Source organism: Acidovorax sp. Leaf160, from assembly GCF_001424265.1.
GTDB lineage: Bacteria > Pseudomonadota > Gammaproteobacteria > Burkholderiales > Burkholderiaceae_C > Paracidovorax.
Genome location: NZ_LMOV01000023.1, coordinates 463,441 through 488,598 on the forward strand (window position 1 = coordinate 463,441; position 25,158 = coordinate 488,598).

Genomic DNA, 25,158 nt, shown 5'->3' on the forward strand with positions numbered 1-25,158 from the left:
TTCGACCTCCACCGCCCCGACTGAATCCCCCGTGCCATGACCAGCCTTGACCACCCGAACTCCCGCATGTGGATGGCCGCGGGCGTGCAACACGCTGTGCTGATGCGCGCCCTGCCTGCCATGCGCCACGATCTGGCCAGCCCGCTGTCGGTGCTGCGCATGGGCATGACCGTGCTCAAGCGCCGCGTCGCCCCCGGCAACGACACGCCCGCCGAACAGGCGGTCGAGCGGGTAGAGCAGCTGGAAGGCCAGCTGACCACCCTGGGCGAGCATGTGCGGCGCCTGCGCAACTGGGACGTGCAGATCACCGACCGCCAGCCGGCGCGCACCACGCTGCTCGAAGCGATCGAGCTGGCCCGTCCGCTGCTGGCGCTGCGCGGCGTCTTCATCCAGCCGCTGGCCGGGGCGTCGCCAGGCGACAGCGAAGCGCCCGTGCCGCACCATACGCTGCTCTACATCACCCTCGCGGCGATCTATCACCTGGGCGAGTCGCCGGCCGAGCCGCCCGCGGAAATCCACATCGAGCCGCGCGCGGACGGCATCCGCGTCATCGCCCGGGGCAGCGTCTCTGCGGATGCGCTGCCGCCCCTGGTGCCGGCCAGCGCACAGAACACGCTGCCCATCGACGCCGCCGCACTGCAGTGCCTGTCCGACCACCTCCAGGTGCCCATCACGCTGGGCCCGCGGCAGGTGGACATCGCCCTGGGCAGCAGCTGACCGCTCACCGCTGACGGCTGACCGTCCCGCCTCACGCCGGGAAGGCGCGGCAGCCCTCCTGCTCTCGCTTCACCGCATCGGCACGACGAACACCCGGGGTTTGGGCTGGCAGCCGGGTCCTTCGTACGGACCGCTATCCTGCGTCCAGCCCGCGCCCGGCGAGGTTTGCGAGCAGATCCGCTGGCCGTCGACCTTGCTGCGCCACCAGTGCCAGGGCGCGGGTGCCGAGGCCGCGGGCTGCGCGGCAGCCAGCATGGCCCACGCCGCCATCCCTGCCGCCACACGTACCGACGCGGCCAGCGACTGCCGCGCCGAGAGGGCCCGATATAGACCGGGGATCATGCGGGTGCCAACGCTTTCAGCCGACCTTGTGCCGGGTCTGCAGCAGCGCCAGCCCCAGCCCGATGAAGGTGCCGCCCACGAGGCGGTTGAACAGCCGGGAGCGGGAGGCCACATAGTCGTTCACCAGCGCCATCAGCGCCACATAGAAGGCATGCGACACCAGCGCCAGCACGGCGAAGGTGGTGGTCAGCACCAGGTACTGGGTGAAGAGCGGCGCATCGGGCACGATGAACTGCGGAAACAGCGCCGAGAAGAAAAGAATCGCCTTGGGGTTGGTGAGCGACACGCCCAGCCCCTGCAGAACCAGCTGCCAGTTCTTGCGCTCCCGGCGCTGCCCGGTGGCCGCGCCCGCCTGGCGGCTGATGAGCGGGTCGGGGCTGCGCCAGCGCTTCACGCCCAGCCAGACCAGATAGATCGCGCCGGCGATCTTGAGCGCCAGAAAGGCATGGGCCGACACGCTCAGCACCGCGCCCATGCCCAGCATCGCCAGGCCCGACACCGTGAAGATGCCGATGGCGCTGCCCAGCGAGCTGAACGCCGTGCGACGCGCCCCCACGTCCACCGAGTTGGACACGGCCAGCAGCACGGCGGGGCCGGGGGTGAAGCACATCAGCAGCGAGACGCCGCAAAACAGCAGCCATTGGGCGAAGGTCATGGTGCGAAAGCTCCCCGGTTGCCTGCGGTGCGCGGACTGCGCCCCGCCAGGCAGCGATGGTAGCGAAAGCCGGCCGTTTCAGTGCGCGTCGGACGGCCAGGGGGCGGTGACGATCCAGCCCTCCAGCGGGTCCAGCCCCGGCGGCAGTCCGTAGAGCGCGTCCCCCTGCGCATGGCGCTGCGCGGCCCAGGCCGCCTGGATCAGGCAGAGCACCGCGTCGAGGCTGTCGCCGCTGGCATCGCCGGCCAGGGCATCGCGCTGCGCATGGCTGACTTTCAGGCGCAGACCGAGCCGGGTGCGGCCCAGCTCCAGCGCCTCGATCAGGTCGCGGCGGGCGATCAGGCGGTCGGGGGTCTGGCGCTGCCGGTCGTCGCTCTTGTAGCTGCGCCGCCCCAGCACTTCGCGCGCCAGCAGCCCGGGGTAGGCCTCCAGCGCGACGCGCGACGGGTCGCCCGGGTGCAGGCCCGGCAGCTGAACGCCCGCGTCCAGCAGCAGCGGCAGGCCGGCGTGCAGCATGTAGGCGACCGGTGGATTGACCCATTTCATCGACGGGCTGGAGCCCGCCGGCCCGTCCGTCGCCCGGTGGGCGAACTTGCCGCCCACCGGCCGGGCCTGGCAGAACGCCGCGAAGGTGTCGCGGATCTGCGGGCGTGTCAGCCGGCGGTAGTGCTCCATGCTGGCCCGCCAGCTGAGCGGCCAGCCCAACTGGCTGAGCAGCGGGCGCGGCAGGCCGAAAGGCAGGTCGAACCCGCCGACCCAGGAGCGCGGCGCGGCCAGCCAGGCACCGAAGGCGGCCAGCGTGGTGAATCGCTCCAGCCCTGCCAGTACCACCCGGCCAGCGCGGGCCTGGCCCAGCGCCAGCACGATGGGCTTGGTGCGGCTGGGGCTGCTGGAGAAATCGCAGCCGAGCAGCAGCGTGCCGGAGGCAGGGTCCGTGGCCGTGGCCGTGGCCGTGGCCGTGACGGTCGCGGTGGCGGCGGTGGCGGTGGCGGTGGCGGTGGCGGTGGCGGTGGCGGTGGCGGTGGTGGTGGTGTTGGTGCCGGTCATGGCGGACAAGTCCCTAGCCCAGCGCCAGCGCCGTCACGCCGGCCGCGATCAGCACCGCCCCGGCGATGCGCGCCAGCCGGTCGCCTTCGCCCAGCAGGTGCCCGCCGATCAGCGCGGCGAACAGCATCGACACCTCGCGGGCCGGCGCGACGTGCGACAGCGGGGCCTCCTTCATCGCGTAGAGCACCAGCACATAGGCCACCGGGCTGACGGCGGCGACCAGCAGGGCGAAGCGCCACTGCAGCCGCCAGAGCCGCAGCGCGGTGGCGCGGTCGCGCAGCACGGTGGGCGCCAGCACGCCCACCCGCACGAAGTTGCCCATGTAGTCGATGAGGATGGGCGACATCAGCAGCATCTTGACGGCGTAGCCGTCCACCACCGTGTAGCTGGCGATGAAGACGCCCGTCAGCACGCCGTAGAAGATGCCCGCATGCACCCGCTGGCGTGCCGCCGGGTCGTGCGCGGCGCGCAGCAGCGCCGGCCCGCCCGCGATCAGGAACACCCCGCCGACCACGCCCGCGATGCCGAATGCGCCCAGCGCCGAGATGCGCTCGCCCAGAAAGCTGATGGCGACCAGCGACGACAGCAGCGGCCCGGAGCCGCGTGCGAGCGGGTACACCACGGTCAGGTCCGCCTTCCGGTAGCCACGCAGCAAGATGACGTAGTAGCCCACGTGCAACAGCCCGCTGGCGACGACGAAACCCCATTCGGTGCGGCCCCAGCCGGGCACCACGTCGCGCCCCATCCACCAGCCCAGCGGAGCCCAGATGAACATCATCAGCGCCGAGGTGAAGAAGGCGAAGCGCGCATCGCCCCCGGCCTTCTTGGCCGCGATGTTCCAGCAGGCATGGATCAGCCCAGCCAGAATGATGAGTGCGAATGCCTGCAGCGACATGGATGGGAAGCGCGTCCCGGCCGCGCGGGCCGGGGCGAAGGCCGCTGGAGCGGGCGGCCCGCCAGGCTCAGTGGCGGCCGATGATGGACGCCGTGGCCATCAGCTCTTCGAGCAGCGCGTAGGACACCTTGCCCGAGACCGCGTACGGGTCGAGTTCGGGCTTCTCGGAATACTTCAGCAAGATGGAATGGTTGATGCGCGAGAGGTTGACCTGCCCCATCGTCCAGCCGCCGAAGCGGCGCTCGTCGATTTCCTCGAAGTGCAGCAGCTCGACGTCCTTGTGGCGCGGGTCGCGCTGGATGTGCGCATAGAGCGCGCTGACGGCCGAGCGCCCGCCCTCGATGGCCTGCAGGAACACGCCGCCGCCGTAGCAGAGCACGCCGGTGATGCCGCTGGGCGGGTTGTGCGAGCGGGACTGCGCGAGGATGGCCTCGATGGCGGCGGGCGAGGTGTCGACCGCGCGGCTGGCGTAGAGCAGGCGAACCAGCATGGGTCAGTTCCTTCCGGGGATGAGGGAGAGGAATTCGCGGCGCAGCGCCGGGTCCTTCAGGAAAACGCCGCGCATGACGGAATTGAGCATCTTGCTGTCCATCTCGCGCACGCCGCGCCAGGACATGCAGAAGTGGCTCGCCTCCATCACGATGGCCAGGCCGTCCGGCTGCGTCTTGTCCATGATGAGGTCGGCCAGCTGGACCACGGCCTCTTCCTGGATCTGCGGGCGGCCCATGACCCAGTCCACCAGCCGCGCGTACTTCGACAGGCCGATGACGTTGGTGTGTTCGTTGGGCAGCACACCGATCCAGATCTTGCCGATGACCGGGCAGAGGTGGTGGCTGCAGGCGCTGCGCACGGTGATCGGGCCGACGATCATCAGCTCGTTCAGGTGCTCGGCGTTGGGGAATTCGGTGATCGGCGGCTGCGGCACGTAGCGGCCCTTGAAGACCTCGTTCAGGTACATCTTGGCCACGCGCCGGGCAGTGTTGTGCGTGTTGTGGTCGGTGGCGGTGTCGATGACCATGCTGTCGAGCACGCCCTGCATCTTGGCTTCGACCTCGTCGAGCAGCAGCTCCAGCTCGCCCGGCTCGATGAACGGGGCGATGTTGTCGTTGGCGTTGAACCGCTTGCGGGCCGCTACCAGCCGTTCGCGGATCTTGACGGACACCGGCGTGCCCTCGGCGGACGACGCGGCGTTATCGGCGGCGATGAGTTCTTTCAGCATGGCGGCGATGGTACCAGCGAAGCGGCAGCGCGGGAGTGCAAGGGTTTTTGGCCTGCTGCGCCCATAAACAAAGCACTTCTAGCTATTATTTTGATAGCAAAAGCCTGCCAACCCGGCGCAAGCGGTGCCGGCCGTGCTGCCCACCGGCCCGCCGCCGGCTCAGTAGCGATGGCCGGTCACCCAGAGGGCGGCCCGCATCAGCCCGAAGGCCACGCGGTCCAGCAGGCGCTGGCGCCAGGGCCGGCCGGCATAGCAGGCCGGGCCGAGCTGCTCGCCCGCGTGGTCCATCGCGTGCACCAGCCGGTCGCGCAGGTCCCTCGCGAAGGCCGCGTCCTCCACCACCACGTTGGCCTCGCGCGCCAGCAGCATGGAGAGCGGATCGAGGTTGGACGAACCCACCGTCGCCCAAGGCCGCTCGCCCCCGGCATCGACCACGGCCACCTTGGCGTGCAGGAAGCTGGGCGAGTATTCGTGGATCTCGACGCCGGCCTCCAGCAGCACGCCGTAGACCGGCCGCGCCGCGTGGTATTGCATGAAGTATTCGTAGCGCCCCTGCAGCAGCAGCTGCACCCGCACGCCCCGCCGTGCGGCCCGCACCAGGGCGCGGCGCAGCCTGGCGCCCGGCATGAAATAGGCGTTGGCGATGATGATCTCGTGCCGGGCGGTACCGATGGCGCGCAGATAGGCCTGCTCGATGCGGGAGCGGTGCCGCACGTTGTCGCGCAGCACCAGCAGGGCCCGCATGCCCTGGGACTGGCGCGCCGCGTGCTCGGCCGCCAGCCGGGCGGCGCTGGCGGCCCGCAGGTCGGCCAGCGCGTCGCCCAGCCGGTGCCGGCGCGCGTCGCGCACGGCCTGCATGCGCCACCAGAGCTGCTCCATGGTGTCGCTGGCCTCGGCCACCAGGCTGCCCACCACGCGCACGGCAAAGTCGAACCGGGGCGCCTGGAGCGCGCCGTGGTTGGGGTCGTGGAAGTCGTCGAGCACGTTGATGCCGCCGCAATACAGCACGCAGCCGTCGATGACGCAGAGCTTGCGGTGCAGCCGGCGCCAGCGCTTGGGCCAGAGCAGGCCGAAGCGCCCCGGCGCCGAATACACCTGCCACTGCACGCCGGCCTGGGTCATTCGCTCGGGCCAGGGCGAAGGCAGCCCACCCATGCAGCCCACGCCGTCCACCGCCACATGCACCCGCACGCCGCGCCGTGCCGCGCGGATGAAGGCTTCGGCCACCTCGGCGCCGGCGCCGGTGCAGTCGAAGATGTAGGTTTCGAACTGGATGTCGGACAGCGCGGCATCCATGTCGCGGATCAGCGCCTCGAAGTATTCGCCCGCGCCCTGAAGCAGGTCGATCCGGTGGTCATCGCACACCGGGGCGGCCTTGCGGCGCCGCCGGAACGGGTTGCCGCGCCGCGCGCCCCCCTCCGCCGCCGTCACGCGCGGAACTCCGCTGCCCGCGGCCGGCCCGGGCAGGGTGACGGGCCTGCCTTCTGGCCGCCAAGGCGCCCCAGCCCACCTCGGCCGCCCAGGTCAGCCAGTCCCGCCAGGCCACCCGGCCGCGCGCGGACTTCCCCATGCCCATCGGCAGACGGGCGGCAGAGGGCATGGCGGGGCGGCTGGGCGGGGGTGGGCATGGCCGCGATTGTGTCGCAGCCTCGTGGCGCCCCCGCGCGAGGCTTTTTCGGAACAGACGTATCCACCTGTATCCGATTGCCCCGGCTTTCCCTACACTGCGCTATTCAACTTGCGGCACGCCCGCGCGCGCCGCCGTCCATGAACCTCACCTACTCCGCCCAGCCAGGCCCAGAAACCCGGGCCCTGGTCATCGACGGCAACGCCACGTCGCGCAGCATCCTCGTGTCGCAGCTGCGCGAATACGGCGTGACGCGCGTGATGCAGTGCAGCCGCGTGCAGGATGCGCGCTCGCGGCTCGAGCACACGGTGTTCGACTACGTGCTGTGCGAGCAGTATTTTGCCGAGGGCCAGTCGGGCCAGACGCTGCTGGACGATCTGCGCCGCGCGCAGCTGCTGCCCTTTTCCACCGTGTTCTTCATGGTCACGGCCGAGGCGTCCTACGCCGCCGTCGCCGAGGCCGCCGAATCGGCGCTGGACGGCTACCTGCTCAAGCCCTTCACCCCCAGCACGATGTTCGAGCGCCTGTCCAGCGCCCGGCTGCGCAAGACGCACCTGCAGCCGATCTTCGAGGCGATCGGGCGGGAGGACTTCGAGGGCGCGGCAGCGCTGTGCGTGGAGCGGTTCGAGCAGCGCAAACCCTACTGGCTGTACGCGGCGCGCATCGGCTCCGAGCTGCTGCTGCGGCTGGGCCGGCACGACGCCGCCCGCAAACTCTTCGAGGCGGTGATCGAAACCCGCGCCCTGCCCTGGGCGCGGCTGGGCGTGGCCCGCGCGCAGCTGGAATCGGGCCAGGCGCCCCGCTCCATCACCACCCTGCAGGGCCTGCTGGGCGAAGACGCATCGTTTGCCGACGCCTACGACGTGCTGGGCCGCGCGCAGGTGGAAACCGGCCAGTTCGACGAGGCGCTGGCCACCTACCGCCTGGCCAGCAGCGTCACGCCCGACTCCATCGCCCGGCTGCAAAAGCTGGGCATGATGGCCCACTACATGGGCGACCGCGAAACGGCCGCCAAGGCGCTGTCGCGCGCCGCCATCCTGGGCATCGACTCCAAGCTGTTCGACTACCAGTCGCTGGTGCTGCTGGCCTTCCAGTATTTCGCCGACAACGACCGCAAGGGGCTGGAGCGGTGCATGGCCGACTTCGTGCGCATCATCGAGCGGCACCCGGACAGCCCGCGCATCCTGCGCTTCCAGTCGGTGGTGCGGGCGCTGCAGCAGATCCAGCAGCGCCAGGTGGTGCAGGCGGTGGCCAGCGTGCGGATGCTGGGGCAGGACGTGCTGGACAGCGAATTCGACTTCGAGGCCGCCTGCAACATGGCCGCGCTGCTGTCGGTGCTGGCCGCCACCTCGATCTCGCTGCCGGAGGGGCCGGGCTGGGTGCTGGCCATCGGCCTGCGCTTCACCAACACCCGGGGCCTCACCGAACTGCTGGCCAATGCCTGCCAGATGTACTCCGAGAACGCGCAGACGCTGCGCGACTGCCTGCTGCAGGTCAACAAGTCGGCCGAGACCGCGGTGGCGCAGAGCCTGGGCGGCGACCAGGCCGGCGCCATCACGCTGCTGCTGGCCAGGGTGGAGGCCACGCTCAACACCAAGCTGCTGGACATTGCGCAGCAGATGCTGACCCGCCACGCCGCCCGCATCGCCGACGCGGAGGCCCACCAGGCCACCATCGACCAGTTGCGGCAGGCCTGTGGCGCAGGTGCCGCCCGCGCCGTGCTGGGCGAAGGCGGCCAGCGCAAGGCGGGCGAACTGGTATTGCGCACCCGCACGGCGCCGGAAGCGTCGTCACGCCGGGTGGCGCCGATCGCGGAAACGGCCGTGGCAGGCGATGGCGCCATGCCCCGTGCCGGGCCGGGCGACCCGCTGACGGCACTGGCCGCGCTGCAGTTGCGGCCGGCTGCATGACCGGGCGGCTGAACTGCCACCAACGCAGCAGCAGTTCCGGCAGGTCCAGCGGGTCAGGCGGGTCAAGCGGGTCCAGCAGTTCCACCAGCCCCAGCGGCAACGCATCCGAATTGCTATTGTTTTTATAGCAACAAACCCATATGTATCAAGCGCAAATGCCCAAAACCGCCTGGAATCGGTCAACGCGCCAGGCCGGCGCCACCTCCGCCCATCGGTGGACTGAAGCGCGGCAGCATCAGGCAGGCCTCTGCGTTCGACGGCGAAAAGCAGGCATCCGCCGCTTCGCGCCAGGGCAGCCAGCGCCAGCGCAGGTGCTCGCGCGGGTTCAGCCGCACCGGCGTGCCCGGCGGAACGCGGAGGCCGAAGAGCCGTTCGCGGTTGCGCACCACGCCCGGCGCATAGCGGTGGCGCCACTGGGGCCAGATGTCGTAGACGTTCTCCAGCGCCCAGTCGGTCAGCAGACAGCCGGGGGCCTGGGTGTCGATGCCGGTTTCCTCCATCACCTCGCGGCGGGCTGCGGCTTCGAAGGGCTCTTCGGGCCAGTCCTTGCTGCCGGTGACCGACTGCCAGTGATCGTCATCACCCGCCCGGCGGATCAGCAGCACCTCCCACGCGGGCGTGTGGATCACCACCAGCACCGATTCGGGAATCTTGAAGGGCGCCGCGTAGCCGGTCATCGCTGGGGCGTTTGCTGCCAGGCCGATGCTGCCGCGCTCAACCGCCCGCCGCTGCCGGCTGGCGGCCGTGCGTTGGCACCTGGGGCGGCAGCTCCTTCGCCTGCAGGGTGCGCACCTGGGCGACCAGCTGGTTGTGGGCGTCCAGGAAGGCGGCGGCGATCACCTTGCCTTCGTTGGTGTTGCTCCAGCCCGTGCCCGCCGCGCCGCCGAGCCTGCCGAACACCAGCCCGCCCACGCCCAGGTCGGTGGAGCGGGCGGCGCCGGTGGCGGCCGCCACCTGCTCGGTGGTTTCGTTGTCGGACAGCAGCAGGGCGGTCTGCGCTTCCTTGAACTTCACCTGCTCCACCAGCCCCGCCAGGCCGGCGATGTCGCGCAGCACCGGAATCATGGCGATGACCCCGGCCAGTCCGCGGCCCGCGTCCTGCTCGCTGAAGGTCAAGCTGGGGGTGAGGGTGAACTGCGCCTCGTAGCCCCGGCCCTTCTTCACCGTGGAATTGGGCCGCAGCACGCCGGCTTCCTTCAGGTCCTGCTCCTGCACGGTGCCGCGCAGGCCGGCCGCCCGGTCCACCACGCGAAAGCACCCGCTCTGCTGCGCCAGCAGCTTGACCAGCGGCACGGGCGACGGCGGCAGCTGGTATTGGGACGACATGATGTAGCCGTTCGGGTTCTCCGCCAGCGCCAGCGTGGCCACGGGCGCATCGCAGCGCACCAGTTCGCGCGATGCGTTCTGCGCGCCCTGGGGGCCGGCCGAGCCGGTGACGACGGAGCCGCCCTGGCCAAGCTCGGTCTTCTTTTCGCCGCAGCCGGCCAGCAGGGCCGCAGCGGCCAATACGGCCAGTGCCAGCGGCGCTGCCGGGAGTCGAGGGGTCGTCCGCATTCAGGTCACCTTGGGATGGCTGGGAACAGCCTGGGAAGCATGAAAAAAGCGGCAGGAACATGGCGCTCCTGCCGCTTCGTGTCCGCCTGCCCGGCACACGGGCATGGGCGGCAGCGTCAGGCGGCCTTGGCGGCGTCGGGGTTGCGCAGGCGGATGTGCAGCTCGCGCAGCTGCTTTTCGTCCACCGGGCTCGGTGCCTGGGTCAGCAGGCACTGGGCACGCTGCGTCTTGGGGAAGGCGATCACGTCGCGGATGGATTCGGCGCCGGTCATCAGCGTGACGATGCGGTCCAGGCCGAACGCCAGGCCACCGTGCGGCGGCGCGCCGTACTGCAGCGCGTCCAGCAGGAAGCCGAACTTCTGCTGCGCTTCCTCGGGCGTGATCTTCAGGGCGTCGAACACCTTCTGCTGCACGTCGGCGCGGTGGATGCGGACGGAGCCGCCGCCCATTTCCCAGCCGTTCAGCACCATGTCGTAGCCCTTGGAGATGCACTTCTCCGGCGCGGTGACCATGTAGTCTTCGTGGCCGTCCTTGGGGGCGGTGAAGGGGTGGTGCACGGCGACCCAGCGGTCGTTTTCCTCGTCGTGCTCGAACATCGGGAAGTCCACCACCCAGAGCGGCGCCCAACGGTCTTCGAAGAGGCCGTTCTTCTTGCCGAATTCGCTGTGGCCGATCTTGATGCGCAGCGCGCCGATGGCGTCGTTGACGACCTTTTCCTTGTCGGCGCCGAAGAACAGCAGGTCGCCGTCCTGCGCGCCCGTGCGCTTGAGGATCTCGGCGATGGCCGCGTCGTGGATGTTCTTCACGATGGGCGACTGCAGACCGTCACGGCCCTTGGCCAGCTCGTTCACCTTGATGTAGGCCAGGCCCTTGGCGCCGTAGATCTTCACGAACTCGGTGTAGCCGTCGATCTCGCCGCGCGAGAGGCCGCCCGCTTCGCGCGCGCCACCGGGCACGCGCAGGGCCACCACGCGGCCGCCCTTCATGTTGGCGGCGCCGGAGAAGACCTTGAAGTCCACGTCCTTCATCACCTCGGTCAGTTCGGTGAATTCGAGCTTGACGCGCAGGTCGGGCTTGTCGGAGCCGTAGCGGTAGGCGGCGTCCTGGTACGTCATGACCGGGAATTCGCCCAGATCCACGCCCAGCGTGTTCTGGAACACCGTCTTGATCATGCCCTGGAACATGTCGCGGATGTCCTGCTCTTCCATGAACGATGTCTCGATATCGATCTGGGTGAATTCAGGCTGACGGTCGGCGCGCAGGTCTTCGTCGCGGAAGCACTTGGTGATCTGGTAGTAGCGGTCGAAGCCGGCCACCATCAGCAGCTGCTTGAACAGCTGGGGCGACTGCGGCAGCGCGAAGAACTGCCCGTCGTGCACGCGGCTGGGCACCAGGTAATCGCGCGCGCCTTCGGGCGTGCTCTTGGTGAGCATGGGGGTCTCGATGTCCACGAAGCCGTTGGCGTCGAGGAACTTGCGCACCTCCATCGACACGCGGTAGCGCAGCATCAGGTTGTTCTGCATGTACGGACGGCGCAGGTCCAGCACGCGGTGGGTGAGGCGCGTGGTTTCCGACAGGTTCTCCTCGTCGATCTGGAAGGGTGGCGTGACGGAGGGGTTGAGCACGTTCAGCTCGTGACACAGCACCTCGATCTTGCCGCTCTTGAGGTTGTCGTTGGTCGTGCCCTCGGGGCGGGCGCGCACCAGGCCCTTGATCTGCACGCAGAACTCGTTGCGCACGCCCTCGGCGGTCTTGAACATGTCGGCACGGTCGGGGTCGCACACCACCTGCACCGAGCCTTCGCGGTCGCGCAGGTCGATGAAGATCACGCCGCCGTGGTCGCGCCGGCGGTTCACCCAGCCTGCGAGGGTGACGGTTTGGCCCAGGAGGGCGTCGGTGACGAGACCGCAATAGTGGGAACGCATGGCCATGGGATTTCAGTCTTCCTGCGCCGGGATCGGCGCGACAAGGGTTTTTCCAGGCGCCCTCGGTCAGGGCGCACGGCAACAAAAGGGCTTACTTGGCTTCGGGCACGACCGGGTCCGGTGGCGCCACCACACCCATCGAGACGATGTATTTCAAGGCGGAGTCCACGCTCATGTCCAGCTCGATGCAGTCGCTCTTGCGCAGGATCACGAAGTAGCCGCCCGTGGGGTTGGGCGTGGTGGGCACGTACACGCTGACGAATTCATCGCGCAGGTAGGCAGCCACCTCGCCGCTGGGCGTGCCGGTGACGAAAGCCACCGTCCACACCCCCTCGCGCGGCCACTGCACCAGCACCGCGGTGCGAAAGGCGTTGCCGCTCTCGGAGAACAGCGTATCGGAGACCTGCTTGACGCTGGAGTAGATCGAGCGCACCACCGGGATGCGGCTGACCAGCGAATCGCCCCACTCCACCAGCTTGCGGCCGGCGAAGTTGCTGGCGAGCGCCCCCACCACCAGCAGGATGGCGAGCGTGAGCAGCACGCCGAAGCCGGGAATGTGGAAGCCCAGCAGGCGGTCCGGCTGCCAGGAGATCGGCAGGATCTGCAAGGTCTGGTCGAGCGTGCTGACGATCCAGTTCAGGACCCAGGCGGTGATGACACCGGGCACGATGACCAGCAGGCCGGTCAGCAACCATTTGCGCAAAGCAGACATTCGGGCAGACGCAGTACGTGAAGTGGGGTGAAGGGAACGGGAGTCAGGCCGCAGGGGCGCTGGGCGCGGACGCGGCCGGCGCGGGGGCCGGCGCAGCCGCCGGCGTGGCGGCAGCTGCCGGGGCGGCGTCGCCCGCCGCAGCTGGGCTGCTGGCGGCCGGCGGCGTGGGCGCGCTACCGCTGTTCTTGAAGTCGGTCGCGTACCAGCCGGAGCCCTTGAGCTGGAAGCCTGCGGCCGTCAGCTGCTTGGAGAACGCCTCGGCGCCGCAGGCAGGGCACACCGTGAGGGGCTGGTCGGACATTTTTTGCAGCACGTCCTTGGCATGACCACAGGAGCCGCATTTGTAGGCATAAATTGGCATCGGATGCTCGGCGCGGGGCGAGGAATGCAAAACCGGCGATTATAGGTGGCGCGGCCGGTGCACCACCCTCGCCCACCTGGCGCCCGGCCGCGCCGGACGTCGCCCGCCGGTCACCGGTCACCGTTCAGGCAGAGCCCTCGGGCACCAGCCGGTGCGGCGTGCGCGTATCGCCCAGCCACTGCGGCAGCAGCGAGCCGGCCACCATGCCCAGGCCCGCCCCCAGCACGCCTGCCAGCTGCGCCGGGAACACGGAACCCCAAGCCATGGTCAGCCCGGCGATCCAGACACCGATACCCATCACCACCGCGCAGACGGCGCCCTGGGTGCTGGCGCGCTTCCAATAAAGCCCCGCCACCAGCGGCACGAAGGCGCCCACCAGCGGCACCTGGTAGGCACCCGAGACCAGCTCGTAGATGGGCGTGCCCTGCATGCGGATGGAGTAGGCCAGCACGGCGATGCTGAACACCAGCACGCTGATGCGCATGGTCAGCAGGTTCTCGCGGTCGCTGCCTGCCGGGCGGAACTGGCGCCAGATGTTCTCGGTGAAGGTGACGCTGGGTGCCAGCAGGGTGGCCGATGCGCACGACTTGATGGCCGACAGCAGCGCGCCGAAGAACAGCACCTGCATGACGAACGGCATCTTCTCCATCACCAGCGTGGGCAGCACCTTCTGCGGGTCTTCGGCCAGCAGGGCCTGGGCTCGCTCCGGCATGATGATCAGCGCGCTCACCACCATGAACATGGGCACGAAGGCGAACAGAATGTAGGCGCTGCCGCCGATCACCGTGCCCCGGGTGGCCGCCTTGACCGAATTGGCGGACATCACCCGCTGGAACACGTCCTGCTGCGGAATCGAGCCCAGCATGATGGTGATGGCCGCCGCGAAGAAGAACACGATGTCGTGGAAGGTGGGCTCGGGCAGGAACTTGAACAGATCGCGGCTCACCGCCAGGTCGATGACCTTGCCGGCACCGCCCGCCATGTCGCCGGCGAAGAAGGCCAGGATCAGCAGGCCCACCACCAGGATGATCATCTGCAGGAAATCGGTCACCGCCACCGACCACATGCCGCCGAAGAGCGTATAGGCCAGGATGGACACCACCCCGATGGTCATGCCCACGGGAATGCTCAGCGCCCCGCCCGACAGCAGGTTGAACACCAGCCCCAGCGCGGTGACCTGGGCCGAGACCCAGCCCAGGTAGCTCAGCATGATGATCAGGGAGCAGGCCACCTCGATCACGCGGCCGTAGCGCTCGCGGTAGTAGTCGCTGATGGTCAGCAGCGTCATGCGGTAGAGCTTGCCCGCGAAGAACAGCCCCACCAGGATCAGGCACATGCCCGCGCCGAACGGGTCTTCCACCACGTTGTGCAGCCCGCCCTCGATGAACTTCGCCGGCACCCCCAGCACGATCTCGGAGCCGAACCAGGTGGCGAAGGTCGTGGTGATGATCATGAACATCGGCAGGTTGCGCCCGGCGATGGCGAAATCGGTCGTGTTGTTGACCCGGCGCGCGGCGACCAGGCCGATGGCGATGGTGATCAACAGGTAGGCAATGACCAGGGTCAACAGCACGGCATGCTCCTCGATGTCGCGAAGTGGGTGGAGGGGGGTGGCGTCGAACGACGGAAACGGAAACGGAGAGGAAAACGCCGGAGCGCGTGCAGCGAATCCGTCAGAAGATCCGCACGCGCACCAGCAACTGCATGGCCAGCAGTCCCAATGCAAAACCCAGGCCACCGTAGACCAGCCCCTGCAGCAGCCGGTTGGTCTGCTTCTGGCTCTGCAGCAGCTCCTTGAGCTCGCGCTGGGTTTCATGCGGCCGGTGGCGCAGGTAGGCGTGCAGCAGCCGGGGCAGTTCGGGCAGCATCTTGGCGAAGTGGGGAGCCTCCGCCTTCAGTTCGTGCCACAGGCGCTGCGGGCCCATCTGCTCGAGCATCCACTTTTCCAGAAACGGCTTGGCGGTGCTCCACAGATCCAGTTCCGGATCGAGCTGGCGGCCCAGGCCCTCGATGTTGAGCAGCGTCTTTTGCAGCAGCACCAGCTGCGGCTGGATCTCCACATGGAAGCGGCGCGAGGTCTGGAAGAGCCGCATCAGCACCATGCCCAGCGAGATTTCCTTGAGCGGGCGGTCGAAGTACGGCTCGCACACGGCGCGGATCGCGCCCTCCAGGTCGTTGACCCGCGTGGTCGCCGGCACCCAGCCGCTTTCGATGTGCAGTTCGGCCACGCGCTTGTAGTCGCGGCGGAAGAAGGCCGTGAAGTTCTGCGCCAGGTATTCCTTGTCGAATTCGGTCAGCGTGCCGACGATGCCGAAGTCGAGCGAGATGTAGCGGCCGAAGGTCTCGGGCTCCAGGCTGACCTGGATGTTGCCCGGGTGCATGTCGGCGTGGAAGAACCCGTCGCGGAACACCTGCGTGAAGAAGATGGTCACGCCGTCGCGCGCGAGCTTGGGAATGTCGACTCCGGCGGCGCGCAGGCGCTCGATCTGGTTGATCGGCACGCCCTTCATGCGCTGCATCACCAGCACGTCGGAATGGCAGAAGTCCCAGAAGATCTCCGGAATCTCGACCAGCTCCAACCCCTGCATGTTGCGGCGCAGCTGGGCGGCGTTCGAGGCCTCGCGCACCAGGTCCAGCTCGTCGTGCAGGTAGTTGTCGAACTCGGCCACCACCTGGCGGGGCTTGAGCCGCTTGCCGTCGGCCGACAGGCTCTCCACCCAGCCGGCCATCATACGCATCAGCGCCAGGTCGTTCTCGATGATGGGCAGCATGCCCGGGCGCAGCACCTTCACCGCCACCTCGCGCTCCTGCCCCTGGCGGTCGCGGATCACGGCGAAGTGCACCTGCGCGATGGACGCGCTGGCGATGGGCACCGGGTCGAACGCCACGAACACCTCGTCCACGCGGCGGCGGAAGGCCCGCTCGATGGTGGAGATGGCGATCTTCGAATCGAACGGCGGCACTCGGTCCTGCAGCAGTGCCAGTTCGTCGGCGATGTCGGGCGGCAGCAGGTCGCGGCGGGTGGACAGCACCTGGCCGAACTTCACGAAGATCGGCCCCAGGCTTTCCAGCGCCTCGCGCAGCCGCTGGCCGCGCGGCGCCCGCAGGTCGCGGCCGATGGAAATGGTGCGCGCCAGCAGGCGCAGCCAGGGCCGCTGGAAGCTGGTCAGCACCAGCTCGTCCAGGCCGTAGCGCAGCGCCACCCAGACGATGGTGAGGCCGCGGAAATACCGGCTCATGGTGCGGCGCTGTCGCTGCCGGCCGATGCCGCCGGGCTGCCGGCGGCGCCGTTGCCTGCCGTGCCGGCCGCCATGCGCGAACCGACGAAGTTGCGCAGCGCCTGCGCCACGCGGCGCGCCACCGAGCCCACCGCATGCGCGGGGGCATCGCCGATCAACCGCGCCAGGTCTTCCTCGACGTCCCAGCGCACGTGGTCCACCAGCCAGTTGATCTCGGCCGCCAGTTGCACGTCGCCTTCGATGCGGATGGTGGGCTTGTCACCCCGCAACGCGGTCTGCGCCAGCGACAGGGGAGAGGTTTCGGTGATCTCCAGCCGCAGGTCGGGCGTGGACCCAGCCGGGGCCAGGTCGAGCAGGCCGGCGGGCGTGATCAACAGCGCCACCGAGTAGGAGCGCCACTGCACATGGGCCACCCTTGCGCGCTGGCGGGCCAGCCGCTCCATCGCCTGGGGTTCCTGCATCAGCACATGGTTCAGAAACAGCACGGCGCGGTGCTGGACTTCGTGAACCAGCCACTGCGGCGGCTGCGGACCACTGACGAGGCGTTCGAAAAGACCGTCCAGGAACGAAAAAGGGGACTGTGTTGCCATAGTCCCCGATTATTCCCTGAACTGGCCGCAGTGCACGCGGGCTTTGACCCCACTGCCCCACGGCCATCGGGCGCCGCGCCGTGCGGCGCGCCCTCACAGGATCACTGCAGCGCCTGCACGCCCGCCACCAGCCAGCCGCTCGAGCCGCTCTTGGGCTTGGTCATGTTCCAGACTTCGCGGAACGGGCTCGGGCCGGCCGAGGCTTCCTCGCGGATCATGCCGGAGAACTCGACGCTGGCCATGTAGCCGTCGCCCAGGTCTTCGATGCCCAGCAATTGCGCCTCGAGCATGACCACCTCGGTGTAGTTGGGCTGATTGGCATCGCGGTGCGTCTCGCGCTCGCGCAGCTGGGTGCGGATCTCCTCCAGCATGCTGTCGGTCATCATCGAGCGCAGCGTGCTGATGTCGGAGCTGTCCCATGCGGCCTGCAGCGTGGTGAAGTTGCGCTTGGCCGCAGCCAGGAAACCCTGCGTGTCGAAGCCTTCCGGCACGCCCCAGTTCTGCGAGCCCGCCAGGGCCGAGCCAATCACCACGCCGGAGGCACCGGCGGCGCCGGTTGCCGCTGCCTGGCGCGACGAGTCGAACGCCATTGTGCCGCGCTCCCAGGGGCGGGCGGACGCGTCGTTGCCGACGTTGGACGGGCTGTACTGGCGAGGCACCTGGGCGTCGGCGGGCGAGGTCGCGCCAGCGCCAGCCGCCGCGCCCTGGAAGGCGAAGGGCGACCGGGCCTGCGGCGCGCTGGCCGACTTGCGCGAGCGCATCACCAGGCCGATCACGACCGCCACCGCCGCCACCATCAGGGCGATCAAGAGGAACTGGCCGAAGGCCTCGCCCATGCCCAGCGAGTGGGCCAGCCAGGCCAGGCCCAGCCCGGCCGCCAGGCCGCCGAGCATGGCGCCCCAGGGCTTCTTGGCGGCAGCGGCAGGTGCGGCAGCCGCCGTGGCCGGCTTGGCCGCAGCGGCGTTGTTGGTGACGTTCTGCGCGGGCGCACCGGGCGTGGCGGGCGGCGTTGCGGACTCGCGCTGCGTGACATTGCTGGACTGCTTGCCCAGCGACTTGCCGCCGCCCATGCGCTTGGCGTCCGCATCGCCATGCGCGACGGCAAGCATCGCGACCAGAACCACGGACCAGAGTTTCATCATGTCATCTCCTGTTGATCTTTATCGAGCCCGCGCGCGCGGGTCAGCACTTGATTCCAACATGCAGCGCCACCATTCCGCCAGTCATGTTGTGATAGTCCACATGTCCAAAGCCATTTTGCTGCATGAGGGATTTGAGCTCCTCCTGCCCCGGATGCATGCGGATCGACTCGGCCAGGTAACGGTAGCTGGCGTCGTCGCCTGCCACCAGCTTGCCCAGGCGCGGCAGCACCTTGAACGAATACCAGTCGTAGGCTTTTTCGAGCGGCTTGGCGACCTTGGAGAATTCCAGCACCAGCAGCCGGCCGCCGGGCTTGAGCACGCGGCACATCTCGGCGATGGCCACGTCCTTGTGGGTCATGTTGCGCAGGCCGAAGGCCACGCTCACCACGTCGAAATGCGCGTCGGGAAACGGCAGCCGCTCCGCATCGCAGACCAGCGTGGGCAGCACCAGGCCTTCGTCGATCAGGCGGTCGCGGCCGACGCGCAGCATGGACTCGTTGATGTCGGTGTGCACCACCCGGCCGGTGGTGCCGACCTTGCGGGCGAAGGCGCGTGCGAGGTCGCCCGTGCCGCCAGCAATGTCCAGCACCTGGCTTCCTTCGCGCAGGTTCGCGACCATGACCGTATAGGCCTTCCAGGCGCGATGCAGGCCTGCCGACATCAGGTCGTTCATGACGTCGTACTTGGAAGCGACCGAATCGAACACGCCGCGCACGTGGCGCGCCTTGTCCTGCTCGTCGACCGATTGGAAACCGAAATGCGTGGTGCTCATGCCCCGATGTTAGGCGCCGGCCCGGGGGGCGTACAGCGACAACCCCCTGGGGGCCTGGGGCATCTGTCGCTTGCAGGTTGAAAGATGCCCCTGGAACGTGCCGACGATGTGCCAGGAGGCCTGCCCAGGGACGTGCAAGGGACGTGCAAGGGACGTGCAAAGGACGTGCAGACGTGTCGCCGGGATGGGCGGCAGCGCCCGGTGCGCGGGGCCCGGTGCGCACCGGGCCATGCGTTGCGCGCGGCGCGGTGATGCGCGCGTAGCTTGCTCGCTCAGTGCCCGCCGCCGCAGCCGTGGCCGTGGGCATGGCCGCCGGCCGGCTTGGCTGCCATGGGCGCATCGCGGTCCACGCCGGCCGCCGCGAGCCGCGCTGCGTAGTCGTTCCAGAGCGCCGCTTCTTCGCGGCCCAGCTGGTAGAGGTAGTCCCACGAGAAGATGCCGCTGTCGTGGCCGTCGGAGAACGTGGGCTTGACCGCGTAGTTGCCCACGGGCTCCAGCGACACCAGCGTCACGTCGCGCTTGCCGGTCTGCAGCACCTCCTGGCCGGGGCCATGGCCCTGCACCTCGGCCGAGGGCGAATACACGCGCATCAGCTCGAAGGGAATGCGGAAGGCCGCGCCGTCGGAGAATGTGACTTCCAGCACGCGCGAGGCGCCGTGCACCGTGATTGCTTGCGGCGTGGGAGCGCCTGCGGTCAAACCTGCCATGGAGATTGCACCTGTCCTTGCTGTGGAACTGACTGGGGGAAAGAGAACGGCCCGCATTGTCACACCGCGCCCGCAAGATCGGCCACGCCGGCCGCGCCCAGCCCCAAGGGCAGGCGGCAGCGGCCCCTGCGGGCATTGACCCTCCCGACCATCGCGGTTACCTTTGCTTGCAAGGCAAGCCCCACCCTCATCGTTCATGCAAGCGACTTCCCCTCCGGCGACGCAACCCAGCCTCGCGCACAAGGCGTTCTGGATCATGTCGCGGCGCGTCACCGTGATGGCGGCCGGGGTGGACCTGGCGTTCCTGCCGCTGTTCCTGGCGTTGGGCTCGCCCCTGCTGGCCTGGCTCAACGTGCTCAGCATGGCGCTCTACGCCACCGCCTACTGGCTGCTGCTGCGCCGAGCCAACAGCGCCGCCCTGCTGCTGATCTGGCTGGAGGTGACGGGCCATGCCGCGCTGGGCACCTGGCTCATCGGATGGGACAGCGGGTTTCACTACTACCTGCTGATGTTCATCCCCGCCATCACCGTCAGCGCCCGCCATCTGGCACGCCCCGCCCTGCTCCTGCTGGTGCTGTTCGGTTTCTATCTCGGGCTGCATGCGTTGTCGCACCATGCCGGCGCGCAGATGCCGCTCACCGACCATGGCCTGGCCGTGGTGCATGGCTTCAATGTGGCCGTGGTGTTCTGCATGGCGGCCTACACGGCCCGCTTCTACTACGCCACCGTGCGCCGGGCAGAGGCGCAGCTGCAGGCCCAGGCTGCCACCGATCCGTTGACGGGCCTGTCCAACCGCCGCAGCCTGATCGCCCGCGCCGAGCAGACCCTGGTGCGGGCGCGTGCCGCAGGCCGGCCCACGGCCCTCGTCATCGCGGACATTGACCACTTCAAGCAGATCAACGACCGCCATGGCCACGATGCCGGCGACCAGGTGCTGGTGAGTACGGCCGAGCTGCTGCGCGGCGCAAGCCGGGCTCAGGACATGGTGGCGCGGTGGGGCGGCGAGGAGTTCCTGGTGCTGCTGCCGGACACCTCCCTGGAGGACGCGCAATCGGTGGCCGAGCGCATCCGCTGCGCCGTGGCGGGCCATGCCACTCACCCAGCCGGCGCGCCGCTCACCGCGACACTCTCCCTGGGGGTGTGCGAGGTGCGGGGCGACGAGTCGCTGTCCGGCGCCATCGCCCGGGCCGACGGCGCGCTCTACCAAAGCAAGCAGGCCGGGCGCAACCGCGTGACGGTCGCCGGCAGCGGCGCCGGCTGAACGGCCGCCCTGGAGGGTGCGGTCGGTTTCGCAGGCAGACCGCCTGCCGCTGCCTCACACCAGGCGATCGAGCTGCTTGCGCAGGGCTTGCTCCACCGCCGGCAAACGCTCGGCCACCTGCGCCTCCAGCGCCGGATCGCGCTCGCGCTGGGGCGCTGCCCAGACGGGCGCGGGAAAGTGGCTGTCCCAGGCGAAACGGGCGATCACGTGCCAGTGCAGGTGCGGCACCATGTTGCCCAGCGCCGCCAGGTTGATCTTGCCTGGCTGCAGCTCGGCGCGCAGCACCTGCTCCACGACCGTCACGACCTCCATGCACAGCAGCCGCTCGGGTGCGGACAGATCGGAGAACTCCGCCACGTGCGCGTTCCAGACCACACGGTAGAAGGCGGGAAAGCCCGCTTCCTCGGCGCGGATGACGCGCAGCTTCTGCCCACGCCACACCAGCACGCCCCCGTCGCCGCCGCACAGCGGGCAGGCCGATGCCATCAGACCAGCACCCGCTCGATGCCGCCCGCGTTGGCGCGCTGCACGTATTCGGGCATCCAGTTCTCGCCCAGGATCTCGCGCGCCATCTCGACGACGATGTAGTCGGCTTCGAGCAGGCCGTTCTGAAGGTCGTCCTGGTAGCGGTTCAGGCCCTGCAGGCAGCTGGGGCAGCTGGTCAGGATCTTCACGTTCTCCTGCGGGGCGACGGCGCCGCTGGCGCGCAGCTTGGCCTCGCCCTTGCGGATTTCTTCTTCCTTGCGGAAGCGCACCTGCGTGGAGATGTCCGGCCGGGTCACGCCCAGCGTGCCCGATTCGCCGCAGCAGCGCTCGCTCTTCAGCACCTGCTCGCCCACCAGCGCCTTGACGGTCTTCATCGAGTCCTGCTGCTTCATCGGGCTGTGGCAGGGCTCGTGATAGAGGTAGGCGCCCTTGCCCTGCAGCGTGATGTCCTTTTCCAGCAGGTATTCGTGGATGTCGATGATGCGGCAGCCCGGGAAGATCTTGTCGAACTGGTAGCCCTGCAGCTGGTCGTAGCAGGTGCCGCAGCTGACCACCACCGTCTTGATGTCCAGGTAGTTCAGCGTGTTGGCCACGCGGTGGAACAGCACGCGGTTGTCGGTGATCATCTTCTCGGCCTTGTCGAACTGGCCGCTGCCCCGCTGGGGGTAGCCGCAGCACAGGTAACCGGGCGGCAGCACGGTCTGCACGCCCACATGCCAGAGCATGGCCTGCGTCGCCAGACCGACCTGCGAGAACAGGCGCTCGGAACCGCAGCCGGGGAAGTAGAACACCGCCTCCGTCTCGGCCGTGGTGGCGGCCGGGTTGCGGATGATGGGCACGTAGTCCTTGTCCTCGATGTCCAGCAGCGCGCGCGCCGTCTTCTTGGGCAGGCCGCCCGGCAGCTTCTTGTTGATGAAGTGGATGACCTGTTCCTTCACCGGCGCCGTGCCCACCGTGGCGGGCGGGTGCGCGGTCTGCTTGCGGCCAAAGCCGCGCAGCAGATCGACGGCCATGCGCTGGGCCTTGAAGCCCACGTCCACCATGGCGGTGCGCATCAGTTTGATGGTGTCCGGGTTGGTGGCGTTGAGCATGCCCATGGCCAGGGCGTTGCCCGGGCGGAAGGTCTTCTTGCCCATCTTGCGCAGCAGGTTGCGCATGTTCATGGTCACGTCGCCGAAGTCGATCTTGACCGGGCACGGCGTGTAGCACTTGTGACAGACGGTGCAATGGTCGGCCACGTCTTCGAACTCCTGCCAGTGCTTGATGGACACGCCCCGGCGCGTCTGCTCTTCGTAGAGGAAGGCCTCGACCAGCAGCGACGTCGCCAGGATCTTGTTGCGCGGGCTGTAGAGCAGGCTGGCGCGCGGCACGTGGGTGGCGCACACCGGCTTGCACTTGCCGCAGCGCAGGCAGTCCTTGACCGAATCGGCGATGGCGCCGATGTCGCTCTGCTGCATGATGAGCGACTCGTGCCCCATCAGCCCGAAGCTGGGCGTGTAGGCATTGGTCAGGTCCGAATACATCAGCGATTCGCGGGTCGAAACGGCCGCTGGCGCTTTTCCTGCCTGGGCAGATTGCTCCGGATTACGTAGCAGCTTGCCCTTGTTGAAGCGGCCCTGCGGGTCCACGCGGCGCTTGTAGTCGGCGAAGGGGCGCAGTTCGTCGTCGGTCAAGAATTCGAGCTTGGTGATGCCGATGCCGTGCTCGCCCGAGATCACGCCGTTCAGGCTGCGCGCCAGCACCATGATGCGCGCCACGGCCTCGTGCGCGGTCTGCAGCATGTCGTAGTCGTCGCTGTTGACCGGCAGGTTGGTGTGCACGTTGCCGTCGCCGGCATGCATGTGCAGCGCCACCCACACGCGGCCCTTGAGCACGCGCTGGTGGATGGCCTGTGCCTCGTCCATGATGGGTTTGAAGGCGGCGCCGGCGAAGATCTTGGCGAGCGGCTCGCGCAGCTGCGTCTTCCAGCTGGCGCGCAGGGTGTGGTCCTGCAGCTGCGGGAACAGCGTCTCCACGTCACACAGCCAGCCGCTCCACTGCGCCCGCACCTCGCCGATCAGCGCCACGGCCTGGGCGACACGGTCTTCCAGCAGCTCGGCCGACGGAATCTCGTGCGCGTCGTCCTGGCGGCCCAGCGGCAGGTTGCCGCGCAGGAAGAAATCTTCCAGCGCATCGCACAGCTTGAGCTTGTTGCGCAGCGACAGTTCGATGTTGATGCGCTCGATGCCGTCGGTGTATTCGGCCATGCGCGGCAGCGGGATCACCACGTCTTCGTTGATCTTGAAGGCGTTGGTGTGGCGGCTGATGGCAGCCGTGCGCTTGCGGTCCAGCCAGAACTTCTTGCGCGCCTCGGGGCTGATGGCGATGAAGCCCTCGCCCGCGCGCGAATTGGCGATGCGCACCACTTCGCTGGTCACGCGCGCCACCGCATCGGCGTCGTCGCCCGCGATGTCGCCGAACAGCACCATCTTGGGCAGGCCGCCGCCGTGCTTCTTGCTCTTGGTGGCGTAGCCCACGGCTTTCAGGTAACGGTCGTCCAGATGCTCCAGGCCGGCCAGCAGCACGCCCGAGCGCTTCTGCTCGGCGAACATGAAGTCCTTGATCTCGACGATCGAGGGCACGGCGTCCTTGGCGTTGCCAAAGAACTCCAGGCACACGGTGCGGGTGTGCGCCGGCATGCGGTGCACCACCCAGCGCGCGCTGGTGATCAGGCCGTCGCAGCCTTCCTTCTGGATGCCCGGCAGGCCGGAGAGGAACTTGTCCGTCACGTCCTTGCCGAGGCCCTCCTTGCGGAAGGTGCGGCCGGGGATCGCCAGCTGCTCGGTGCGGATCGGCGTCCTGCCGTCGGCCTCGAAGTACTGCAGCTCGAACGTGGCCGTCTCCACGTCGTGGATCTTGCCCATGTTGTGGTCCAGGCGCGTGACTTCCAGCCACTGCGCCTCGGGCGTCACCATGCGCCAGCTGACCAGGTTGTCCAGCGCCGTGCCCCACAGCACGGCCTTCTTGCCGCCCGCGTTCATGGCGATGTTGCCGCCGATGCACGAAGCCTCGGCGCTGGTCGGATCGACCGCGAAGACGAAGCCCGCGCGCTCGGCCGCGTCGGCCACGCGCTGGGTGACGACGCCGGCTTCCGTCCAGATGGTGCCCACTTCGCCTTCGATGCCGGGCAGGCGGAGCATCTCCACCTCGGTCATGGCTTCGAGCTTCTCGGTGTTGATGACCACGCTGCGCCAGGTCAGCGGAATGGCGCCGCCGGTGTAGCCGGTGCCGCCGCCGCGCGGAATGATGGTCAGCTCCAGCTCGATACAGGCCTTGACCAGCGCGGCCATCTCGGCCTCGGTGTCGGGCGTGAGCACCACGAACGGATATTCGACGCGCCAGTCGGTCGCGTCGGTCACGTGCGACACGCGCGAGAGGCCGTCGAACTTGATGTTGTCCTTGGCCGTGTGGCGGCCCAGGCGCTTTTGCACCTGGCGGCGCAGCTGCGCGGCTTCCACGAAGGTGGCGTCGAACTCGGCGATGGCGCGGCGGGCCGCATCGACCAGCTGGCCGACCAGGCGGTCGCGCTCCTCGTCTTCACCGGGAGTGCGGCGCTTGCCGATCTCCGTCAGGCGGTGCTGCAGCGCCTCCACCAGGGCCTTGCGGCGGCCTTCGTTGTCCAGCAGGTCGTCCTGCAGATAAGGGTTGCGCTGCACCACCCAGATGTCGCCCAGCACCTCGTAGAGCATGCGGGCGGAGCGGCCGGTGCGGCGCTCGCGGCGCAGCTGGTCCAGCACGTCCCAGGAGGCAGCACCCAACAGGCGGATGACGATTTCCCGGTCGGAAAACGAGGTGTAGTTGTAGGGAATCTCGCGCAGACGGGCGGGCTCGGCGGCCTGCGTCTGCAAGGCAGCCAACGCTATCGGAACATTCATGGGGTCAACCTGGGTAGGGCGCAGGGCGCGCCCGTCATGCCTCGGGGGACGGGATTTTAATCGCTGCCCGCCCTGCCCGCCCG

At 68.8% G+C, this 25,158-nt stretch carries 23 protein-coding genes; 3 read left to right on the forward strand and 20 right to left on the reverse strand.

Going from position 1 to position 25,158, the window contains the following annotated elements; all coding sequences use genetic code 11:
• The first annotated feature begins 36 nt into the window (after nucleotides 1-36).
• A complete protein-coding gene (locus ASF94_RS12685; protein WP_082493232.1) occupies nucleotides 37-717 on the forward strand; it encodes a hypothetical protein in 681 nt (226 codons plus the stop codon).
• A gap of 69 nt (nucleotides 718-786) precedes the next feature.
• Here ASF94_RS12685 and ASF94_RS12690 read toward each other — a convergent pair whose 3' ends face one another.
• From ASF94_RS12690 to clsB, 7 genes are all read right to left on the reverse strand, one after another.
• Nucleotides 787-1,059: a hypothetical protein gene (locus ASF94_RS12690; protein ID WP_369818667.1), complete on the reverse strand. Its 273-nt coding sequence runs from the start codon at nucleotides 1,057-1,059 to the stop codon at nucleotides 787-789.
• A 16-nt stretch (nucleotides 1,060-1,075) separates the two neighbouring features.
• A complete protein-coding gene (locus ASF94_RS12695) occupies nucleotides 1,076-1,714 on the reverse strand; it encodes a LysE family translocator (protein WP_056666687.1) in 639 nt (212 codons plus the stop codon).
• 78 nt (nucleotides 1,715-1,792) lie between these two features.
• Complete coding sequence (locus ASF94_RS12700; protein ID WP_082493233.1) at nucleotides 1,793-2,761, reverse strand: DUF429 domain-containing protein; 969 nt, start codon at nucleotides 2,759-2,761, stop codon at nucleotides 1,793-1,795.
• 13 nt (nucleotides 2,762-2,774) lie between these two features.
• Nucleotides 2,775-3,656: a DMT family transporter gene (locus ASF94_RS12705; protein ID WP_056666690.1), complete on the reverse strand. Its 882-nt coding sequence runs from the start codon at nucleotides 3,654-3,656 to the stop codon at nucleotides 2,775-2,777.
• A 67-nt stretch (nucleotides 3,657-3,723) separates the two neighbouring features.
• Entirely contained in the window at nucleotides 3,724-4,146 is a 423-nt protein-coding gene (locus ASF94_RS12710; protein WP_056666694.1) for a BLUF domain-containing protein, read from the reverse strand.
• Nucleotides 4,147-4,149: 3 nt separating this feature from the next.
• Nucleotides 4,150-4,875: a GTP cyclohydrolase I gene (gene folE, locus ASF94_RS12715; RefSeq protein ID WP_056666696.1), complete on the reverse strand. Its 726-nt coding sequence runs from the start codon at nucleotides 4,873-4,875 to the stop codon at nucleotides 4,150-4,152.
• A 159-nt stretch (nucleotides 4,876-5,034) separates the two neighbouring features.
• The gene (gene clsB / locus ASF94_RS12720) at nucleotides 5,035-6,240 is read right to left on the reverse strand and encodes a cardiolipin synthase ClsB (protein ID WP_056667259.1); all 1,206 of its coding nucleotides are present in this window, start codon (nucleotides 6,238-6,240) and stop codon (nucleotides 5,035-5,037) included.
• 402 nt (nucleotides 6,241-6,642) lie between these two features.
• On the opposite strand from clsB, the gene ASF94_RS12725 reads away from it, so the two are divergent.
• On the forward strand, nucleotides 6,643-8,412 hold the full coding sequence (locus ASF94_RS12725; RefSeq protein WP_056666699.1) for a response regulator: 1,770 nt from the start codon (nucleotides 6,643-6,645) through the stop codon (nucleotides 8,410-8,412).
• A gap of 179 nt (nucleotides 8,413-8,591) precedes the next feature.
• On the opposite strand, the gene nudB is transcribed toward ASF94_RS12725, so the two are convergent.
• The 11 genes from nudB to ASF94_RS12780 form a co-directional block, all read right to left on the reverse strand.
• Nucleotides 8,592-9,089, reverse strand: coding sequence for a dihydroneopterin triphosphate diphosphatase (gene nudB / locus ASF94_RS12730; RefSeq protein ID WP_056666702.1), 498 nt, complete (start codon nucleotides 9,087-9,089; stop codon nucleotides 8,592-8,594).
• A 37-nt stretch (nucleotides 9,090-9,126) separates the two neighbouring features.
• Nucleotides 9,127-9,966 (reverse strand): CsgG/HfaB family protein, encoded by an 840-nt coding sequence (locus tag ASF94_RS12735; RefSeq protein ID WP_056666704.1) that lies wholly within the window; start codon nucleotides 9,964-9,966, stop codon nucleotides 9,127-9,129.
• A 116-nt stretch (nucleotides 9,967-10,082) separates the two neighbouring features.
• The gene (gene aspS / locus ASF94_RS12740; protein ID WP_056666706.1) at nucleotides 10,083-11,897 is read right to left on the reverse strand and encodes an aspartate--tRNA ligase; all 1,815 of its coding nucleotides are present in this window, start codon (nucleotides 11,895-11,897) and stop codon (nucleotides 10,083-10,085) included.
• 85 nt (nucleotides 11,898-11,982) lie between these two features.
• Entirely contained in the window at nucleotides 11,983-12,603 is a 621-nt protein-coding gene (locus ASF94_RS12745) for a DUF502 domain-containing protein (protein ID WP_056666710.1), read from the reverse strand.
• Nucleotides 12,604-12,646: 43 nt separating this feature from the next.
• Nucleotides 12,647-12,964, reverse strand: a complete 318-nt coding sequence (locus tag ASF94_RS12750; RefSeq protein WP_056666713.1) for an FmdB family zinc ribbon protein — start codon at nucleotides 12,962-12,964, stop codon at nucleotides 12,647-12,649.
• A 124-nt stretch (nucleotides 12,965-13,088) separates the two neighbouring features.
• The gene (locus ASF94_RS12755; protein WP_056666716.1) at nucleotides 13,089-14,537 is read right to left on the reverse strand and encodes a sodium:solute symporter family protein; all 1,449 of its coding nucleotides are present in this window, start codon (nucleotides 14,535-14,537) and stop codon (nucleotides 13,089-13,091) included.
• A gap of 100 nt (nucleotides 14,538-14,637) precedes the next feature.
• The gene (gene ubiB / locus ASF94_RS12760) at nucleotides 14,638-16,203 is read right to left on the reverse strand and encodes a ubiquinone biosynthesis regulatory protein kinase UbiB (protein WP_056666718.1); all 1,566 of its coding nucleotides are present in this window, start codon (nucleotides 16,201-16,203) and stop codon (nucleotides 14,638-14,640) included.
• Complete coding sequence (locus ASF94_RS12765) at nucleotides 16,200-16,793, reverse strand: hypothetical protein (protein ID WP_056666721.1); 594 nt, start codon at nucleotides 16,791-16,793, stop codon at nucleotides 16,200-16,202. Before ASF94_RS12765 ends, ubiB begins: the two co-directional genes overlap by 4 nt.
• A gap of 101 nt (nucleotides 16,794-16,894) precedes the next feature.
• Nucleotides 16,895-17,935 (reverse strand): Tim44 domain-containing protein, encoded by a 1,041-nt coding sequence (locus ASF94_RS12770; RefSeq protein WP_056666724.1) that lies wholly within the window; start codon nucleotides 17,933-17,935, stop codon nucleotides 16,895-16,897.
• A 40-nt stretch (nucleotides 17,936-17,975) separates the two neighbouring features.
• On the reverse strand, nucleotides 17,976-18,707 hold the full coding sequence (ubiE, locus tag ASF94_RS12775; protein ID WP_056666727.1) for a bifunctional demethylmenaquinone methyltransferase/2-methoxy-6-polyprenyl-1,4-benzoquinol methylase UbiE: 732 nt from the start codon (nucleotides 18,705-18,707) through the stop codon (nucleotides 17,976-17,978).
• Between the two features lie 272 nt (nucleotides 18,708-18,979).
• Entirely contained in the window at nucleotides 18,980-19,414 is a 435-nt protein-coding gene (locus ASF94_RS12780) for a gamma-butyrobetaine hydroxylase-like domain-containing protein (protein WP_056666730.1), read from the reverse strand.
• Between the two features lie 196 nt (nucleotides 19,415-19,610).
• On the opposite strand from ASF94_RS12780, the gene ASF94_RS12785 reads away from it, so the two are divergent.
• Nucleotides 19,611-20,675: a diguanylate cyclase gene (locus ASF94_RS12785; protein ID WP_056666734.1), complete on the forward strand. Its 1,065-nt coding sequence runs from the start codon at nucleotides 19,611-19,613 to the stop codon at nucleotides 20,673-20,675.
• A 54-nt stretch (nucleotides 20,676-20,729) separates the two neighbouring features.
• Here the strand turns inward: ASF94_RS12785 and ASF94_RS12790 are convergent, their stop codons facing one another.
• Together ASF94_RS12790 and ASF94_RS12795 are read right to left on the reverse strand one after the other, a co-directional pair.
• Nucleotides 20,730-21,161, reverse strand: a complete 432-nt coding sequence (locus tag ASF94_RS12790; protein WP_056666741.1) for an HIT family protein — start codon at nucleotides 21,159-21,161, stop codon at nucleotides 20,730-20,732.
• Nucleotides 21,161-25,075 carry an FAD/FMN-binding oxidoreductase gene (locus tag ASF94_RS12795; protein ID WP_056666744.1) on the reverse strand — a complete coding sequence of 1,305 codons (3,915 nt, stop codon included), beginning with the start codon at nucleotides 25,073-25,075 and terminating at the stop codon, nucleotides 21,161-21,163. Before ASF94_RS12795 ends, ASF94_RS12790 begins: the two co-directional genes overlap by 1 nt.
• Nucleotides 25,076-25,158 lie beyond the last annotated feature (83 nt).

What these genes read in the sequence shown, in the direction of transcription:
- ASF94_RS12685 (WP_082493232.1), top strand. Translation starts at nt 37, where the DNA reads ATGACCAGCCTTGACCACCCGAACTCCCGCATGTGGATGGCCGCGGGC.
- ASF94_RS12690 (WP_369818667.1), bottom strand. Translation starts at nt 1,059, where the DNA reads ATGATCCCCGGTCTATATCGGGCCCTCTCGGCGCGGCAGTCGCTGGCC.
- ASF94_RS12695 (WP_056666687.1), bottom strand. Translation starts at nt 1,714, where the DNA reads ATGACCTTCGCCCAATGGCTGCTGTTTTGCGGCGTCTCGCTGCTGATG.
- ASF94_RS12700 (WP_082493233.1), bottom strand. Translation starts at nt 2,761, where the DNA reads ATGACCGGCACCAACACCACCACCACCGCCACCGCCACCGCCACCGCC.
- ASF94_RS12705 (WP_056666690.1), bottom strand. Translation starts at nt 3,656, where the DNA reads ATGTCGCTGCAGGCATTCGCACTCATCATTCTGGCTGGGCTGATCCAT.
- ASF94_RS12710 (WP_056666694.1), bottom strand. Translation starts at nt 4,146, where the DNA reads ATGCTGGTTCGCCTGCTCTACGCCAGCCGCGCGGTCGACACCTCGCCC.
- folE (WP_056666696.1), bottom strand. Translation starts at nt 4,875, where the DNA reads ATGCTGAAAGAACTCATCGCCGCCGATAACGCCGCGTCGTCCGCCGAG.
- ASF94_RS12725 (WP_056666699.1), top strand. Translation starts at nt 6,643, where the DNA reads ATGAACCTCACCTACTCCGCCCAGCCAGGCCCAGAAACCCGGGCCCTG.
- nudB (WP_056666702.1), bottom strand. Translation starts at nt 9,089, where the DNA reads ATGACCGGCTACGCGGCGCCCTTCAAGATTCCCGAATCGGTGCTGGTG.
- ASF94_RS12735 (WP_056666704.1), bottom strand. Translation starts at nt 9,966, where the DNA reads ATGCGGACGACCCCTCGACTCCCGGCAGCGCCGCTGGCACTGGCCGTA.
- aspS (WP_056666706.1), bottom strand. Translation starts at nt 11,897, where the DNA reads ATGGCCATGCGTTCCCACTATTGCGGTCTCGTCACCGACGCCCTCCTG.
- ASF94_RS12745 (WP_056666710.1), bottom strand. Translation starts at nt 12,603, where the DNA reads ATGTCTGCTTTGCGCAAATGGTTGCTGACCGGCCTGCTGGTCATCGTG.
- ASF94_RS12750 (WP_056666713.1), bottom strand. Translation starts at nt 12,964, where the DNA reads ATGCCAATTTATGCCTACAAATGCGGCTCCTGTGGTCATGCCAAGGAC.
- ubiB (WP_056666718.1), bottom strand. Translation starts at nt 16,203, where the DNA reads ATGAGCCGGTATTTCCGCGGCCTCACCATCGTCTGGGTGGCGCTGCGC.
- ASF94_RS12765 (WP_056666721.1), bottom strand. Translation starts at nt 16,793, where the DNA reads ATGGCAACACAGTCCCCTTTTTCGTTCCTGGACGGTCTTTTCGAACGC.
- ASF94_RS12770 (WP_056666724.1), bottom strand. Translation starts at nt 17,935, where the DNA reads ATGATGAAACTCTGGTCCGTGGTTCTGGTCGCGATGCTTGCCGTCGCG.
- ubiE (WP_056666727.1), bottom strand. Translation starts at nt 18,707, where the DNA reads ATGAGCACCACGCATTTCGGTTTCCAATCGGTCGACGAGCAGGACAAG.
- ASF94_RS12780 (WP_056666730.1), bottom strand. Translation starts at nt 19,414, where the DNA reads ATGGCAGGTTTGACCGCAGGCGCTCCCACGCCGCAAGCAATCACGGTG.
- ASF94_RS12785 (WP_056666734.1), top strand. Translation starts at nt 19,611, where the DNA reads ATGCAAGCGACTTCCCCTCCGGCGACGCAACCCAGCCTCGCGCACAAG.
- ASF94_RS12790 (WP_056666741.1), bottom strand. Translation starts at nt 21,161, where the DNA reads ATGGCATCGGCCTGCCCGCTGTGCGGCGGCGACGGGGGCGTGCTGGTG.
- ASF94_RS12795 (WP_056666744.1), bottom strand. Translation starts at nt 25,075, where the DNA reads ATGAATGTTCCGATAGCGTTGGCTGCCTTGCAGACGCAGGCCGCCGAG.